A 14,794-nucleotide genomic window follows, 5' to 3' on the forward strand; every position below is an offset into this window, starting at 1 on the left:
AAACACCCGCCGCACCGGCAGCAGACCCAGCGCGGCGGGTTCGTGTCTGCTCGTCAGTTCGTCGCTTCGGCGAGCGGGCGCGCGTCGGCCTGCGCCGCTTGCGCGGCCGCGCGGTGTTGCGACGCGTCGTGGTAGTCGAGGTACTTGCGCTGCGTGACGATGTGATCGGCGATGTGCTTCGCGTCGTGCCACACGCCCCAGATGAAGCTGGAACCGCGCCGCGACAGCCACGGCAGCCCGAGGAAATAGATGCCGGGCTCCTTCGACACGCCGCGCTGGTGCTGCGGCCTGCCGTTCGCCGCGAACGCGTCGACGTTCAGCCAGCCGTAGTCGACCGCATAGCCGGTCGCCCAGACGATCGACGTGACGCCGGCGCCGGCGAGGTCGAGCGCAAGGATCGGATGCGCGACGCATTCGGGGTCCGGCAGGATGCGGCGCGCGTCCGGCTCTTCCGGCAGGTCGAGCCCGTTGCGCACCGCATACGCGTCGGCCGCATCGAGCAGCGACAGGTAGTTCTCGTCGCCGCGCGCGAGATTGACCGCGAGATCGCGTTCGAATGTGACCACGCCGCCGTCGAACGACTTCGTCAGCCCGACCAGCGTCACGCCCTGGTTCGCGAGCGCGCGGAAATCGACCGTATGGCCGCCGCGTGCGCCGCTCACCGCGATCGTCACGTGTTCGCGGCCGGGCGTGGCGACTTCCTTGTCCCATTCACCGAGCACGCCGAGCCACCAGCAGAAGTCGCGGCCGCGATACGCGCGCGGCGGACGATCGTGCGGCCCGACCGACAGGTACACCTGCCGGCCCGCGCGTTGCAGCTCGTCGGCGATCTGCACGCCCGACGAACCCGCGCCGACCACCAGCACCGCGCCTTCCGGGAGCTGGCCCGGGTTGCGATAGTCGGCGGAATGGATCTGCACGAGACGTGCGTCGTCCGGCGCGATCGGCGGAATCACCGGACGCTGGAACGGCCCCGTCGCGACCACCACGCGGTTCGCCTCGATCGTGCCGTCGGACGTCTCGACGACGAAGCCCGGCTTGCCTGCGTTGCGCACCACGTTCTTCACGTCGACGCCGGTGCGGATCGGCGCGTTGAATTTCCGCGCATACGCTTCGAAGTAGTCCGCGACCTGATCTTTCGATGCGAACGCATCGGGATCGAGGCCGTCGAATTCGAGCCCCGGGAAGCGGTCGTGCCACGCGGGACCGTTCGCGACCAGCGAATCCCAGCGCCCGGTGCGCCAGCGTTCGGCGATGCGGCTGCGCTCCAGCACGAGATGCGGCACGCCCAGCTTGCCCAGGTGCTCGCTCATGGCCACGCCGGCCTGCCCGGCGCCGACGACGAGCGTATCGATTGAGGTTGTTTCGACTGCCACGGCTGTCTCCTTCTGAAGTGCGGCTCGATGCGACGTTCTTGCTGTCGCACGAGTTGGAATGGAGACATTCTGCTGACACACCGCCGGAGGCGAAATGATGATTTTTGTTGGTGTTGACGAGCAAAAAGCTGGGTGTGGCGCGGGCGGCGAGCGGCGCAGGACGACGCGCCCGTACTGCACCGGCGCCCACCCGGATGGCGGGCGCCGGTTTCAACGGGTCGCGCCGGCTACGCGTTGGTCCATGGACCGGTGCCCTTCTGATACTGGATTACGCCGCCGTTGATCCGCACCCGCAGGTTGCCGTCCGGCACCTGCACCCAGTTTTGCATGTCGAGGCTCAGCATCAGCGCGGCGAAGAAATCCTGCAGCTGTTGCTGCTGGCTGGCCTGCCAGAGATCGATGCGCCCGAGGCAGGTACGCAGGTCGCCGCTCTGCTGCATGATCGTCTCGACCTGCCCGGCCACGTTCGCCGACGGATCGTAAACCTTCGTGCCGTCGCCGCTGACGATCGACAGATGGATGGCGCGCACCGACGTCGGCTGGCCCGGCGTCTGCTCGACGAGCGCGATGCAGCTCGTCATCGCGCCGAAATCGATTTCCGCCGCATCTCCCCAGATGCGCTCGCCAACCGCCAGCGGCGCGGGACCTTGTACATTGTGAATGTCGTAGGGCATGGGTTCCTCATTTGACTCGATGGGACTGCCGGTGACGGGGCCGCGACGTGTCCGGGAACACGGGCGCGCATCGGTCCCGCCGCTCACATCCCGCATCCGGCCTGATGGCCCGGCGGGTCGTGTCGGTTGATTCCTTGCCACTGCGCGCGGTCGCGCTCTACGTACCCTTCTTGTCCAGCAGCGCCTGATACTTCTGCAGGCTCTCGTCGATCTTGTCGAGCGCGACGCTCGCGGCCTCCCCTTCGATCGCCTCCGCGGCACCCGCGACGATCGCCGCGGTCGCGACGAACAGGTCCGTCAACAGCAGGCCCACCGCATCCATCGCCATCCCGCGCACGTTCTCGTCGATGGTCTTCTGCGCCAGATCCTTCATCAGCACGCTCTTGCCCGCGATCGCCAGCGACGTCGACGCCTCGAAGTAGTTCGCCGCCGCCTGCGCGACCATGCCGCCCGCCTGCGTGATCATCATGTTCGGGCCGACGGCGATCTGCGTCGTCGCGTAGGACGCGGCTTCCGCGTTGATCGCCTGTACGGTCTGCAGCGCCGAACCGCCTGACCCGGCCGTATCGGCGATCTGGTTCGGCGCCTTCAGCGCGTCGGTGAGCCTGCGCAGCCGGTTGACCGGCCACGTACGCGCGCCGGCCTTCGACGCCGCGGTTTGCGGCGCGACATCGGCCGGCGCCGTTGCTTCGGCTGCGGCGTCTGCGACATCGCGCGGCGTCTGCGGTGTCTGCGACGTCGGCGACGTCGGCGGCGCGCCGTCGCCGCGCCCGCCCAAAATGCCTTTCATGTTCATGGTTCAGGTATCCCGAGAGTCAGCGCGTCCTAATGCGTGGAACCCGTCTGCGGCCCGGCCGTCGGGGCATGCGCCGCGCCGCCCGAGGCGGGCTTCGGCGACGCTTCGACGGACAGGATCATGGCCACCGCCTTCGACACGACCGCGTTCGAAATCTGGTTCAGCGCCGCCTGCTGCTGCGTCATGTTCTGCGCCGAGATGCCGACGGCCTGGCTGAACATCTGGTAAAGCGTGCCCAGCGCCTGGGCCGGCGATCCCGCGACGACGCTGACATTGGTCTGCGTCAGCGCGTCGGTAACCTGCTCATTGACTTTGTCTGCCACGAGGCCTCCTCGGATCTCGGCTCCGGCATGCGATTGAAGGAACGGCGGGCCGGCAGGCCATCGACGCCGCGCATGCCGTTAGGAACGCTGTGTGCCCGCGTTCGTGAACGTGCTCACGCGAGTTCCTCGCGCAACTTCTTGCGCAACAGCTCGACACGCTTTCTGGCAAGCGGCTCGTTGATCCCGAGCGTCGCCGCGATGTTCAGATAGGGCCGGTCCTCCTCGAACTTCAGCGTGAACAGCATCTGCTGCTGCGGCGGGAGCGTGGACAGCGCCTGCTCGAGACGCAGCAGCAGCTGCCGCAGCAGCAGTTGCTGCTCCATCGACGGCGCGTGGCCAGCCAGCTCGACGGTGTGATCGTCGTCCCAGTCCGGGTCGAATTCGAGCCTGCCGCTTTCGCGGAGACGGCGGCGCGCGCCATCGAGGAACGCATGGTTCAGCGCCAGAAAGAGAAAGCCAGCCAGGTTCTGAACGCGCTCGGGCGAACGCTGCAGGTAAATGTGGACCTTGAGTGCGGTATCGGAGAGCAGTTCGTCGGCACGGTAGATATCGCCCTTGCACAACAGGCGCGCGCGGCGCCGCAATTTCCCCTGCATTTCCCGCCATGTGCGATCGAGCTGCTGCGCCGGTGACTCGGGCGGCGGGGCAGCGTGCTGGTTCGAGGTTGTCATCCCGTGCCTTCCTTTTTTATGGAAAACACAGAATCGATTCGATGCCGCGAATGACGCTGTTACCCGCGTAACACCGTTATCAAGATAATCGGCTTCGGTAAATTTTCTTGATTATTATGAACGGAAATTTAAATCCCCCGGCATAGCTCCCATCCGTCGTTTCAGGCGCGCCGCCGGGCGTGAATAACGGCATTGCGATGAAAAAGAACGACTGCCGCCGCGACGCGTTCGCGAGCCGGCACGCTGCTATCCGCGTCGATCGACCAAGCGTCCTTGCCGCCGAAGTGCCGCCATATCCGGACTGCTTGCCGATTATCTGGCTATCTCCATTGTTCATTTTTCACGCAGTGCCAAAGGCAGCGTTTTTCGCTAGGTGGCCGCATCGTCAAACAACCTTGCACGGAAAACATGCCTCCCCTTGCTAACGTTCAAACGCTGCGCAATATACCGATACTCACCGATCTGCCGGAAAGCCTGCTGGCTCATATCGAGCGGCATGTCACGCCGTGGCCCGAACACGGCAATCGCCTGTTGTTCTTCAAGGGCGACCCGGGAGATTTCGTCGCCTTCGTGCACCGCGGCCGCGTCTATATGACGCTGCACGAACCCGGCGGACGCGAAATCATTCTCGGCCACTCGGTGCCGGGCGAACTCATCGGCGAAAGCACGCTGATCCGCGCACACCGGCGCAGCTTCACCGCCCAGTTGAGCCCCGACTGCCGCATTTCGCTGCTGCATCGCCAGTACTTCGCGCCGCTGCTGGCCAACGCGGATTTCATGGAGCGCATCCACGAGCAGCTGTGCCGGCATATCCATCAGCTGAGCGACTTCGTCGAGTCGGCGTGCCTGTACCGGCTCGAGGCAAGGCTCGCGCGCCATCTGCTGAACCGCATGCAAGGGAACGATCTCGAGGTGCCGCTGCCGGAGAACCAGAGCATCCTGGCAGCGATGCTCAACGTCAGCCGGCCGCGGCTGAACAGCAGCCTGCAGAGGATGCAGCGCGACGGCCTGATCCGGCTTCACGAGCACGGCGTGACGATCGAAAAACCGGAGCAGCTCCGGTACATCGCCGACGCCAATTGACGCCCCGGCAAGCACGTGTGTCGTGCCGCGACGCGGTGCGGGAAGGTTGCGCGCGCCGGGTTGCGCGGCGCGCGGTGAAGGTCAGCCGCGCCAGTGGCTGATGGCGTTCATCAACTGCGCGATGGCGGCCAGCTGCGACGCAAAGTTGTCGTTCGCCGAGCGCGCCGCGGCGGCGGCCGCCACCGGCGAGCCGGCATAGAGCTGCATGATGCCGACGGTCGTGGCGGCGAGGTTGGACGCCGCCTGGTTCGCCTGCATCTGCACCGCGTTGTGAAGCAGGATCGCGGACGCATGGCTGTTCGACTGCATGAGCGTGCCCAAGGCCACGGCCGGGGATTCGCCCACCACCTTGACGTTGGCTTGCGTGACTGCATCGGTAATCGCGGCGGAAACCTGTTCCGTCATGTCGTTACTCCTGGTTTGCTCGCCGCTGCGGCGCAGTCACGGCGAAAGCATGAGTGGATCGGTCGGCGATGCGCACCGCACGCGCGCTCGCCGTCGCGGGCGTCGACACGGGGGCGGGCGCCGGGCGCCGGGCGGCAGCCACGGGATCGAGGCTGCCGCCCGGCGTCGACGCCGGGTTACGCGTCAGGCGAGCGCCTTGCCGAGCGCGAGCACGTCAGCCAGTACGGAAATCACCCCGCTCGAGCCGATTTCCGTCGCGGCGGCGCCGGCGCTCGCCGGCCCGAGCGTATAGAGCTGCATCGTGCCCACGTTCGTCGAGGTCGGCAGCTGGACCGCGGCCTGCGACTGCTGCTGCACGGCGTTCTCGAACAGCACGCTGAGCGAATGGCTCTGGGCCTGGTACAGCGAGCCCGTCGCCATCGCGGGCGCTTCGCCCACCACCTTGACGTTGGTCTGCGTGACCGCGTCGGTGATCGCGGCGTTGACCGCGCATGTCTTGCAGTTGCAGGGGTCCTTCGGGTCATTCGGGACCCTCGGGTCTTCGGCGTTCGCGTTTGCGTCATTTGCCATCGTGTTTCTCCTGGTTTGCGAACGGGCGCCGCATCGAATCGGCTCGGCCCGTTCTGTCGGTTGCTCCGGAACACCGCGCGGCACCGCTGTTCAGGCGCCGGCGGCCGTGCCGCGGATCCGCGGCAGGGCGGCGGCATGGGCGGCTCGTGCCGCTTGCGCCGCCGCTCGACCACGGCGTTGCCCCCTTAGTGGCTGGTCACCGCCTTGCCGATCGCGATCACGTCGGCCAGCAGGGAGATGATCCCGTTCGAGCCGATTTCCGTGGCGGCCGCACCCGCGCTTTCCGGTCCGATCGTGTAGAGCTGCATCGTCCCCACGTTCGTCGACGTCTGCGACTGGATCGCGGCCTGCGACTGCTGCTGCACCGCGTTCTCGAACAGGATGCTGAGCGAATGGCTCTGGGCCTGGTACAGCGAGCCCATCGCCATTGCCGGCGCCTCGGCGACCACCTTGACGTTGACCTGCGTGACGGCATCGGTAATCGCAGGATTGACCTGGCACACTTGACACTTATCACCCATTTTTAGCTCCTTGATTCACGTAGTTGAGAGATCGCACATCGGGGCCGGCCGGTTTCGCATTCAGCCGCTCGACTTCAGCCGCATGACCCGCGTGCTACTCCATGGACGCTGGGCCGGGCGTATCGTGAACGGCAGCGGTGGCGGCAGCACCCGGCGCGGTCGGTTCGGACGGTTCGGTCGGACCGGCGCCGACGCTCCGCAGCCGGTCGTCTATCGCGTCGAGCCGTACGGAAAGCCGTTCGGCGAGCGAATCGACGTATTGCCGAAAGCAGGCTTCGATTTCCTGCCGGATGAGGCCCGTCAGCTGTTCGCCGATCATCGCCAGCGCCTGGCGGGTGCTGTCCTGGATGTCGGCCGTGCCGGAAGCCTGCGCGTCGCCCGGCGGCTCGTTCGCGTCGAGTACGCCGGACACTTTCTGCTGTTCCGACGCCAGCATGCCGAGGGTCGTCTCGTTCTGCGCGTCGATCGTCTGCAGGATGCCGCGCATCTTCTCGTACGCCTTCTGCTGGTTGAGTTGCAGAAAATGCTTGACCTGCTCGCGCGCCTCCTGCCGGGTTTTCAACCGCGGCAATGGCGGGTTCGCGGCGCTCGCCTGCGTGGCCGTGCCGGCGGCCGGCGCCGGCGGGTTCCCGTGCCTGCCCGGCAGCCGCTCCAGCAGCGCCTGTTCTTCGCCCGGCTCGAGCGGCCGTCCCAAGCGCTTCTCCGCAAACTGCCGCAGCAGGGGGTCGAGTGCTTCGCTGCTCATGGCTCACACCTCCTCGATGTCCGCCCGCGGCGCCGGTGCGTGCGGTTCGGGTTCGGATGGACGCGGCGCCGACGCGCGTTGGTCGGCGTGCTGCAATGGATATCGCATGGTGTTCTCCGGGAAATGGATGCGCGACGGCCTTGCCGGAAATTTCGGCAGGACTGCTGCAGGGACGAAGGGTGCGACGGGTCTGTGAAGTCGGTCGCCGGCGCGCGGCGGCTGCGTGTGTCGGGTACCGGATGTCGCCGACGTTCTGGCTGCGCGTGGAAGCGTGCATCGATACGTCGACCGATCGCCCGGTCCAGCGGTTCGTGGACAATCTGCTGCCGGAAGAAGGGACGCGCATGTCGCTCGCGCGCGACGCTAAAGGCGACGCCTGGGGCCTGCTCGCATACTTCGGGCGCGAATCGGCCGGCGCGCTCACGCTGCTCGCCGAAGGCGAGCGGGAAGAGGCTGCAGCACTCGGAGGTATCCGGAATTCCGTGTGCGAGGCGGGTTAGGACTCAGATTCCGATGTTGAATCGCTCTGGGTAAAGCAGCGCAAACTGCGTCATCGCGCTTTTCCGATCGCTGACCTGAGGCAGCTTCGCGAACCCGAAGCGATTGGCCTCGTTCCACCACGTCCACGTCACGTCCGCAGGCGATACGTCCAGATGCATGGCCCGCGGATCGGGGAACGTGTCCCCCCGCATGACGCAGGCCTGGCGATACCACTGATTGAACGTGGCCGCCCGAGGATGATCGTCCGTCGCGCTGGCCTGCCAGACGCCCGTCACCGGACACGCGCGCGTGCCTCGACTCTGAACGGCAGGATCGGGAAATTCGGCGGCGCGCGCAATGCCTTGCGCTACGCGGGAATGCGATTCCGCCTGTTGCGCGGGCATGGGAATCGCGTCGCCGACGTAATGGAAGAAAATGCGACCGTCCTCAGAAATGACGTTCGGCGGTCGGATACGTCAGTTGTGCGAGCCAGTAGCCGCCGACAGGGGCGGCGGTCGTTTCTGCCTGCGGAGGCACGCCCGCGGGAGGCGTCGCGGGCAGCATGTAACCATCGGGCACGTGTGCTCGACCGGTACCTAGCGAGACCGGATGCACCGCGACCTTGGAAGGTGTTGCCGGCGCCGACATCACCACCTTCGCCGCATTGATCAACGTTTCCTTGTTGCCGTCCCACTTGGGCAACTTGGCCGGCGGCAGCGGCACCACCTTGTCCAGATTCGGCAGACGCAGGTCGGGGTCGCGCTCGAGGCGATCGGCAAGAACTCCGTAGCGTTCGGCGCGTGCTTCATCCTTGACATGACCGACCAGCGCATCTCCCTTACCGAACGACGCACTTAACCATCCGGCACTCTCTGCACTGCCGAATTTCACGCCCGCGTGCAAAGTCTTGAGTGCGCGTTCGTTGTTCTCGCTCAACTCGGCTCGATCGCCCGCAATTGTCGTCCCCAACTCATATGCCGCCCGCCCATTTCCTTGTGCGACGGCACATTCAAGCATTTGGAGTGCGATCTTGCGGTTGCCCCAGAAGCCTGCCTTCGGATCGTCATAGAGCGCGTCCATCTTGCCGCCCAAATAAGCCATCGCACTCGGGCTACCCTTGTCCGCAGCAAGTTGCCAGAATGCATATGCCCGGCTGGCGTCCTGCTTTACTCCAACTCCGTTCATATAGTACGTGCCCATCAGATCGTAGGCCGCAGGTATGCCCAGCTTCATTGCCTGCTCGGTGATCTGCACCGCACGCTCGGTATTGCGATCGACCCCCAGTCCTTGAGCGTACGCATTCGCAAGATTCAGCATTGCCTTCCAGTGCTTGCGCTCGGCAGCCTTGCTCCATAGCGCGACGGCACCAGCATAGTCGCGCTGGTTCGGCCACAACAATGCGCTTGTCATCTTCATCGCCTGCTGATTCCAGCGATCCGCCTCTGGATCCACGGCTGGAACGACAGCGGCTTCGTGCACGCAATCAAACGTCTCGCGATGCGGGTTGAAAGCGTCGAGCGACATATTTCGCGGAAGGGAATCCTTCATCGAGCAAGCGGTACAAGCCAAGAACAGGGAGACGGAAAACACGCCCGCCAGGCGCAATCGTTTAGACGTTGTAGAACTCATCGGAACCCGCATGATCTGAAAGTGCGCTAGGCCAGCCGAACGCTGGACGTACGATCGTCTTGAAATGCCATCAGGAAGCCCGCCGGCTCTAGACCGCGCTTCCGTCGTCTGGCATTCGAATCCATGAGTTTTTGCCACTTCATGAACGTTTCCGTGATGACGACGGGACTGCCGTCGCTGCCATCATGTTTGCCACCGGTATGCAGATTCCAGACGCGCCTCCGCAGATCGGTACTCTTGGCACGATCATCGCTGCCCACGTTGATCTCGGCATCAACCGCCATGCTCCGCAAATTCAGGCTGGTGCTGCCCAACGTGAAGAAGCCGTCGCCGATCGGCAGCAGTTTACTGTGGATGTAGATTTCCCTGTACCAAGCCGCGATCGACTCGTCGGCAACGGTAGCATCGGCGCCATGTCCGGGTCGGGCAATTTTTATTGAAGTTTTTAATATTTCAGATACCCGACGGAAAACGTCCCGCGTCCGACCACTCTTTAACCCGGCCATTGCCCGACAATTCTTGACGGTTCATGAACCGCCAAACTGATAGCATGCGCGTCGCCTCGCAATATGTGACGCGCAGCATGCGTTCCGGAACCCGAGCGGACCATCTGATCATCCCCTTTTTTACGTCGCGCAGCCGCCCACGCCACTGTGCACCGCCCGTTTCCCCGCAACACCCCGGCGTCGCTCCCAACCCGACCCGTTGCAGCAACCGTTGGAGTGGCGCATCGCGCGCCTGCAAGCATGAAGAAACCGAATCAACCCATCCGCCCCCCGCGCAACAAAGACCGCACGCCGCTGGTGCGCGCGGGCGCGCTGCTGCTGATGGCCGGCCTGCTGTACCTGCTGTGGCCGTCCGCCGAAACCGCGTACCTCGCGATGGAATCGGTGTTGCGCTGACGCGCATGGCCGTCCCCGCGCTGCGCTATACTTTTGCGATGGAAACCAAACCTGCCCTGCCGAACCTGCATTGCTGGTGGCGCGCCTGACCCAGGCGGCCCGTTTCCTTTTGCATGTCCCAAACGTGATGCCGCCAGCCATGGCGGCATTTGCGTTTCTGCGCCGACATCATGGCTGGCGGCTTCGACAACCCGGAGCCAACGACACCATGACCCACCCGAACCGCCCGACCATCCTTACCGGCGACCGCACGACCGGCCCGCTGCACCTCGGCCACTACATCGGCTCGCTGCGCGCACGCGTGCAGATGCAGCACGAAGCGCGGCAATTCCTGCTGCTCGCCGATACGCAGGCGCTGACCGACAACATGGGCCGCCGCCAGCGCGTCACCGAGAACGTGATCGAGGTCGCGCTCGACTATCTCGCCGTCGGCATCGATCCGGCGATCTCGACGATCGTCGTGCAGTCCCAGGTGCCCGAGCTCGCCGAGCTGTCGCAATACCTGCTCAATCTCGTCACGGTCGCGCGCCTCGAACGCAATCCGACCATCAAGGAAGAGATCCGCCTGCGCGGCTTCGAGCGCGACATCCCGGCCGGCTTCCTGACCTACCCGGTGAGCCAGGCGGCCGACATCACTGCGTTCAAGGCGACGCACGTACCCGTCGGCGACGATCAGTTGCCGATGATCGAGCAGACCAACGAACTCGTGCGCCGCTTCAACGCGACCGTCGACCAGCCGGTGCTGGTCGAATGCGAGGCCGTGCTGTCGTCGGTCACGCGGCTGCCGGGCATCGACGGCAAGGCGAAAATGAGCAAGTCGCTCGGCAATGCAATAACGCTCGGCGCGACGCCGGACGAGATCGCGCAGGCCGTGAAGGACATGTATACAGATCCGAACCACCTGCGCGTGAGCGACCCCGGCCAGGTCGAGGGCAATGTCGTGTTCACGTTCCTCGATGCGTTCGAGCCGGATGTGCAGAAGGTCGATGAGCTGAAGGCGCACTATCGGCGCGGCGGGCTCGGCGACAGCGTCGTCAAGCGCGTGCTGAACGAACGGCTGCAGTCGTTGATCGAGCCGATCCGTGCGCGCCGCCGAGAGTTCGAGGCCGACAAGGGCGAGGTGATGGCGATCCTGAAGCGCGGCACGATGCACGCGCGGGAAGTCGCGGGAGCGACGCTCGCGGAGGTGAAGGGGGCGCTGGGGCTCACGTATTTCGATTGAGCGGCGTGGGCGGCAAACGCGACCCGGTGACGATGCGCGGCGGAATTTCGAAGCGGCTTGTCAGGCCCCGATCGGCACAAGGCCATTCCACAGGCGGTCAGTCACCGATCGGCGCCGTCACGCCCGCTCGGTCTCCGACGGAGCAGCGTGACACACTGCCTCGATCCGGTTGCCGGCAGGGTCGACCAGAAAGGCCGCGTAGTAGTCGGCATGGTAGTGCGGCCTCAATCCCGGGTCGCCGTCGGACTGGCCGCCGGCAGACAGGCCGGCCTCGAAAAATGCGTGTACCTGCGCGCGGGTAGCGGCCTTGAAGCACCAGTGTCGCTTGCTCGTCCCGACTTCGGCGGGATCCAGATAAACCGCCAGAAAGGTCGATGCGGTGTCGTTGGCATTGCAACGTTCGCCGTAACCGAGTGCAGTGCCCCGGTCATAGACCTTGCATGCACCGAGCGCGGCCATGACGGCATCGTAGAAGGGGCGTGCCTGCCCGATATCCGGAACGCCGATGGACACGTGATCGAGAAGTTGCATGGTGTTTGCTCCGTTGAACGAGCATGAGTCTACACAAGCGTGGCGTATCACACCAAAGTCCCCGCCCGCTAACGGACGAACGGCGATCGTGCTGACACAGACCGCCGCCAACCGCTCCCGCCAATTGCGGACAGGCCCTTAGTCCACTCCGCCGATGCCACACCCACGCGCACCCGCTATCGTTTCCCCGTCATCCACGCCCACCCACGACACCATGACGCCGCAGGAAGCGATCGACCGGCTGGAGATCCAGGATCTGCTGACGCACTATTGCCACGCGGTCGACCTCCAGGACTGGCGCGAATTCGAGCGGCTGTTCGCAGCCAACGCGATGCTCGACTACACAGCATTCGACGGCCCGGTCGGCAACCGCGCGGAAATCGCGGCCTATCCGAAGCAGGCGACATCGACGATGCGCGCCACGCAGCACACGATCTCGACGGCGCTGCTGATCGTCGACGGCGACGCCGCGACCGCGCGCACCGCCGGCCAGGTGATGATGATCTCGGCCGACGAAGCGGACGACGATCGCGTGTGCTTCGTCGGCCTGTGGCATCGCGACCTGCTGATGCGGACCGAATGCGGGTGGCGCATCCGGAGCCGCTTGCAGGAACGCAGCTGGACGCTCAACGCGCCGCCGGTCGCAGCGCTCTGAGCGAGCCCGCGCGACGCGCTACTTCATCTGCATCAGTTGAATGAGGTTGCCGCACGTATCGTCGATCACGGCAACGCGCACAGGCCCAGCGTCCATCGGCTCCAGCGTGAACCGCACGCCGTGCGCGGTAAGCCGCGCGAATTCGCCATCGAGATCGTCGACCTGGAACGAAGCCGCCGGGATACCGTCCTCGTAAAGCGCCTGTTTGTAAGGCCCCACCGCACGATGGCTGCTCGGCTCGAGCAGCAGCTCGGTGCCGTCCGGCTGGTCCTTCGACACCACGGTCAGCCAGCGGTAGTCGCCCACCGGGATGTTGTTCTTCAGCCTGAACCCGAGCTTGTCGGTATAGAACGTCAACGCCTTGTCCTGATCGTCGACAAAAATACTCGTCACGTAGATTCGCATGTCAGTCTCTCCTGAAGCGGCAACCGGCAATCGCCGTGCGCCCGGTCACGCCGCATCGTCGATAACAGGCAACGCCCCCGCCGCTATTCTTCGTCGAAATCGATGACAAACGCATAACCGCCGTCGATCAGCTGGCGCAGGTAGCCGTCGAAGTCGTCGGCGATCACCGCGTAGCTGTCGGGGTCGTGCAGGAAACGCACGACCTGCCCCACCTTGCCGCCGGGCGCGGGATCGAAATCGATGTAGAGCTGCGACGTGCCGCCGTTGTTCATGCAATGCGAGAAACACAGGCGTCGGCTCATCGGCAATGCGATGTCGATGCGCTGATCGACGAGTTCGCCGTCGTCGTTCGCGTCGTCGCCGTAGATGTCCGCGATGCTGTCGCGGTACTTCGCGGCTTCGTCGAGCATCTGCTCGGCCGACAGCAGGTAGTACGGATATTCGTAGACGTCGGAGCCCAGCACCAGCACGTTGATCGTCGTGCCGCCGTAGTCGCGCCAGTACGTGCCGTCGAGTTTACCGAGCAGTTCGAGCAGGCTGGCCGGGCATTGCGGATACGCGGCGCGCAGCGCGTCGAGTTGCGCGGGCATCGCGCCGGTGGCGGCGGCGAGCGCCGCGTTGTCGGCGTCGGGCAGCGCGGCGCGCAGGCCGGCCAGATAGGTGTCGACGAGGGTCATCGCGTCAGGTCCGGGTTCGTGAAACGGGCAAGCGCCATTCTAGCGCCCGCCGCAGCCCGCTTTGCCGACCGGATAACCGATCCGTTGCGCCCGCCCGCCTACGTGATCTGGTACGTCGACGCCGGCTCGAATTCCTCCGGCATCGCGCGGTCGCCCAATTCGAGCACCGACCGCTCGATCGTGCGCGTCATCGCATCGAGCGCGAGCGCATTCGGCGCGAGGCCGAACGGTTCGGCGACCTCGTTCGCGATCGCTTCGAGCGCGATCAGCGTGTACGAGATGAACACGCAGATCAGCGGCGTGAAGAACTCCGTCGAATCGACGAGGCCGAACGGCAGCAGCACGCAGTACGCATACACGGTGCGATGCAACAGCACGCTGTACGAGAACGGAATCGGCGTCGACAGGATGCGTTCGCAACCACCCACCGACTTGCCCAGTTCGTCGAGCTGCGTGTCGAACATCCAGCACGTCGCATCGCTGCCGGGCACGCGGCCCAGCGCGCGGACGATGCCGCCGCGCAGCTCGTCGAGGATCGCGACCGGCTTGAAGCATTTGCGTGCGAGCGCGCCGGCGCGCTCCTCGCCGAGGATGCGCTGCAGGTCTTCGGTCGGATCGGTATGGCGCAGCTGATGCTTCAGCGCATACGAGAACGCGATCAGCAGATCGGCGAGCCGGTTGCGCTCGGCATCGCCGACGCTGCCGGGCAGGTAGCGATTCAGTTGCGACGTCACGTTGCGCGCCGCGATCAGCAGGTTGCCCCACAGATGCCGCGCCTCCTTGAAGCGCTCGAAGCTCGCGTTGTTGCGAAACGCGAGGAAGATCGCGAGCGCGAGCCCGAACAGCGTGAACGGCGCGGTGTTGAGCGGAATCTTCTCGCCGAAGATGCGCCCGTTCGTGAAGACCGCCAGCGTGCTGACGATCGCCATGAACACCAGTTGCGGAATGATCGATTGCAGCACGGAGCCGTTCCAGACGAACAGCATCCTGAGCCAGTTTTGTCGTGGTCTGACGATCATGATTGTTTCTCGACTGACAAAGGAATACGCAACACGGAACGCCCGCACCCGATGCGCAACGGCCCGCGCGTGGCGGGCCGCTTTCGGGCAGGGGCCGTGCCGGGGCCGCG

At 65.2% G+C, this 14,794-nt stretch carries 20 protein-coding genes and 1 pseudogene; 5 read left to right on the forward strand and 16 right to left on the reverse strand.

Going from position 1 to position 14,794, the window contains the following annotated elements:
* Nucleotides 1–53: 53 nt before the first annotated feature.
* The 5 genes from MRS60_RS33855 to MRS60_RS33875 form a co-directional block, all read right to left on the reverse strand.
* The gene (locus MRS60_RS33855; protein WP_243566987.1) at nt 54–1,376 is read right to left on the reverse strand and encodes a flavin-containing monooxygenase; all 1,323 of its coding nucleotides are present in this window, start codon (nt 1,374–1,376) and stop codon (nt 54–56) included.
* 227 nt (nt 1,377–1,603) lie between these two features.
* Entirely contained in the window at nt 1,604–2,050 is a 447-nt protein-coding gene (locus MRS60_RS33860) for a hypothetical protein (protein WP_034184499.1), read from the reverse strand.
* 157 nt (nt 2,051–2,207) lie between these two features.
* Nucleotides 2,208–2,840 carry a hypothetical protein gene (locus MRS60_RS33865; protein ID WP_243566988.1) on the reverse strand — a complete coding sequence of 211 codons (633 nt, stop codon included), beginning with the start codon at nt 2,838–2,840 and terminating at the stop codon, nt 2,208–2,210.
* A gap of 35 nt (nt 2,841–2,875) precedes the next feature.
* The gene (locus MRS60_RS33870) at nt 2,876–3,169 is read right to left on the reverse strand and encodes a RebB family R body protein (protein WP_105391584.1); all 294 of its coding nucleotides are present in this window, start codon (nt 3,167–3,169) and stop codon (nt 2,876–2,878) included.
* 113 nt (nt 3,170–3,282) lie between these two features.
* Nucleotides 3,283–3,840 (reverse strand): RNA polymerase sigma factor, encoded by a 558-nt coding sequence (locus tag MRS60_RS33875; RefSeq protein WP_034184502.1) that lies wholly within the window; start codon nt 3,838–3,840, stop codon nt 3,283–3,285.
* Between the two features lie 273 nt (nt 3,841–4,113).
* On the opposite strand from MRS60_RS33875, the gene MRS60_RS33880 reads away from it, so the two are divergent.
* Nucleotides 4,114–4,923 (forward strand): Crp/Fnr family transcriptional regulator, encoded by an 810-nt coding sequence (locus MRS60_RS33880; protein ID WP_235212571.1) that lies wholly within the window; start codon nt 4,114–4,116, stop codon nt 4,921–4,923.
* A gap of 81 nt (nt 4,924–5,004) precedes the next feature.
* Here the strand turns inward: MRS60_RS33880 and MRS60_RS33885 are convergent, their stop codons facing one another.
* The 4 genes from MRS60_RS33885 to MRS60_RS33900 form a co-directional block, all read right to left on the reverse strand.
* A complete protein-coding gene (locus MRS60_RS33885; RefSeq protein WP_034184504.1) occupies nt 5,005–5,328 on the reverse strand; it encodes a RebB family R body protein in 324 nt (107 codons plus the stop codon).
* 183 nt (nt 5,329–5,511) lie between these two features.
* Nucleotides 5,512–5,898: a RebB family R body protein gene (locus MRS60_RS33890; RefSeq protein WP_243566989.1), complete on the reverse strand. Its 387-nt coding sequence runs from the start codon at nt 5,896–5,898 to the stop codon at nt 5,512–5,514.
* A gap of 185 nt (nt 5,899–6,083) precedes the next feature.
* Nucleotides 6,084–6,419, reverse strand: coding sequence for a RebB family R body protein (locus MRS60_RS33895; protein ID WP_243566990.1), 336 nt, complete (start codon nt 6,417–6,419; stop codon nt 6,084–6,086).
* Between the two features lie 94 nt (nt 6,420–6,513).
* Nucleotides 6,514–7,164 (reverse strand): hypothetical protein, encoded by a 651-nt coding sequence (locus MRS60_RS33900; RefSeq protein WP_243566991.1) that lies wholly within the window; start codon nt 7,162–7,164, stop codon nt 6,514–6,516.
* Between the two features lie 233 nt (nt 7,165–7,397).
* Here MRS60_RS33900 and MRS60_RS33905 point away from each other — a divergent pair.
* Nucleotides 7,398–7,628: pseudogene (locus MRS60_RS33905) on the forward strand (HipA N-terminal domain-containing protein); the annotation flags it as partial.
* 39 nt (nt 7,629–7,667) lie between these two features.
* Here the strand turns inward: MRS60_RS33905 and MRS60_RS33910 are convergent.
* The 3 genes from MRS60_RS33910 to MRS60_RS33920 form a co-directional block, all read right to left on the reverse strand.
* Nucleotides 7,668–8,048, reverse strand: a complete 381-nt coding sequence (locus MRS60_RS33910) for a hypothetical protein (RefSeq protein ID WP_432207868.1) — start codon at nt 8,046–8,048, stop codon at nt 7,668–7,670.
* 43 nt (nt 8,049–8,091) lie between these two features.
* Nucleotides 8,092–9,192 (reverse strand): SEL1-like repeat protein, encoded by a 1,101-nt coding sequence (locus MRS60_RS33915; RefSeq protein ID WP_243566992.1) that lies wholly within the window; start codon nt 9,190–9,192, stop codon nt 8,092–8,094.
* 107 nt (nt 9,193–9,299) lie between these two features.
* The gene (locus tag MRS60_RS33920) at nt 9,300–9,779 is read right to left on the reverse strand and encodes a hypothetical protein (protein WP_243566993.1); all 480 of its coding nucleotides are present in this window, start codon (nt 9,777–9,779) and stop codon (nt 9,300–9,302) included.
* 240 nt (nt 9,780–10,019) lie between these two features.
* Between MRS60_RS33920 and MRS60_RS33925 the strand changes: the two genes are divergently transcribed.
* Nucleotides 10,020–10,175 carry a hypothetical protein gene (locus MRS60_RS33925; RefSeq protein ID WP_165948094.1) on the forward strand — a complete coding sequence of 52 codons (156 nt, stop codon included), beginning with the start codon at nt 10,020–10,022 and terminating at the stop codon, nt 10,173–10,175.
* 208 nt (nt 10,176–10,383) lie between these two features.
* On the forward strand, nt 10,384–11,397 hold the full coding sequence (gene trpS, locus MRS60_RS33930) for a tryptophan--tRNA ligase (RefSeq protein WP_034184508.1): 1,014 nt from the start codon (nt 10,384–10,386) through the stop codon (nt 11,395–11,397).
* A gap of 117 nt (nt 11,398–11,514) precedes the next feature.
* On the opposite strand, the gene MRS60_RS33935 is transcribed toward trpS, so the two are convergent.
* Nucleotides 11,515–11,928, reverse strand: a complete 414-nt coding sequence (locus MRS60_RS33935; RefSeq protein ID WP_243566994.1) for a VOC family protein — start codon at nt 11,926–11,928, stop codon at nt 11,515–11,517.
* Between the two features lie 214 nt (nt 11,929–12,142).
* On the opposite strand from MRS60_RS33935, the gene MRS60_RS33940 reads away from it, so the two are divergent.
* Nucleotides 12,143–12,583 (forward strand): nuclear transport factor 2 family protein, encoded by a 441-nt coding sequence (locus MRS60_RS33940; RefSeq protein ID WP_243566995.1) that lies wholly within the window; start codon nt 12,143–12,145, stop codon nt 12,581–12,583.
* Between the two features lie 18 nt (nt 12,584–12,601).
* Here the strand turns inward: MRS60_RS33940 and MRS60_RS33945 are convergent, their stop codons facing one another.
* The 3 genes from MRS60_RS33945 to MRS60_RS33955 form a co-directional block, all read right to left on the reverse strand.
* Nucleotides 12,602–12,988, reverse strand: coding sequence for a VOC family protein (locus MRS60_RS33945; RefSeq protein ID WP_034184511.1), 387 nt, complete (start codon nt 12,986–12,988; stop codon nt 12,602–12,604).
* Nucleotides 12,989–13,071: 83 nt separating this feature from the next.
* Nucleotides 13,072–13,665, reverse strand: a complete 594-nt coding sequence (locus tag MRS60_RS33950; RefSeq protein WP_243566996.1) for an SMI1/KNR4 family protein — start codon at nt 13,663–13,665, stop codon at nt 13,072–13,074.
* A gap of 98 nt (nt 13,666–13,763) precedes the next feature.
* Nucleotides 13,764–14,684 carry a bestrophin family protein gene (locus MRS60_RS33955; protein ID WP_243566997.1) on the reverse strand — a complete coding sequence of 307 codons (921 nt, stop codon included), beginning with the start codon at nt 14,682–14,684 and terminating at the stop codon, nt 13,764–13,766.
* Between the last annotated feature and the right edge of the window lie 110 nt (nt 14,685–14,794).

This window comes from Burkholderia pyrrocinia (assembly GCF_022809715.1).
GTDB lineage: Bacteria > Pseudomonadota > Gammaproteobacteria > Burkholderiales > Burkholderiaceae > Burkholderia > Burkholderia pyrrocinia_C.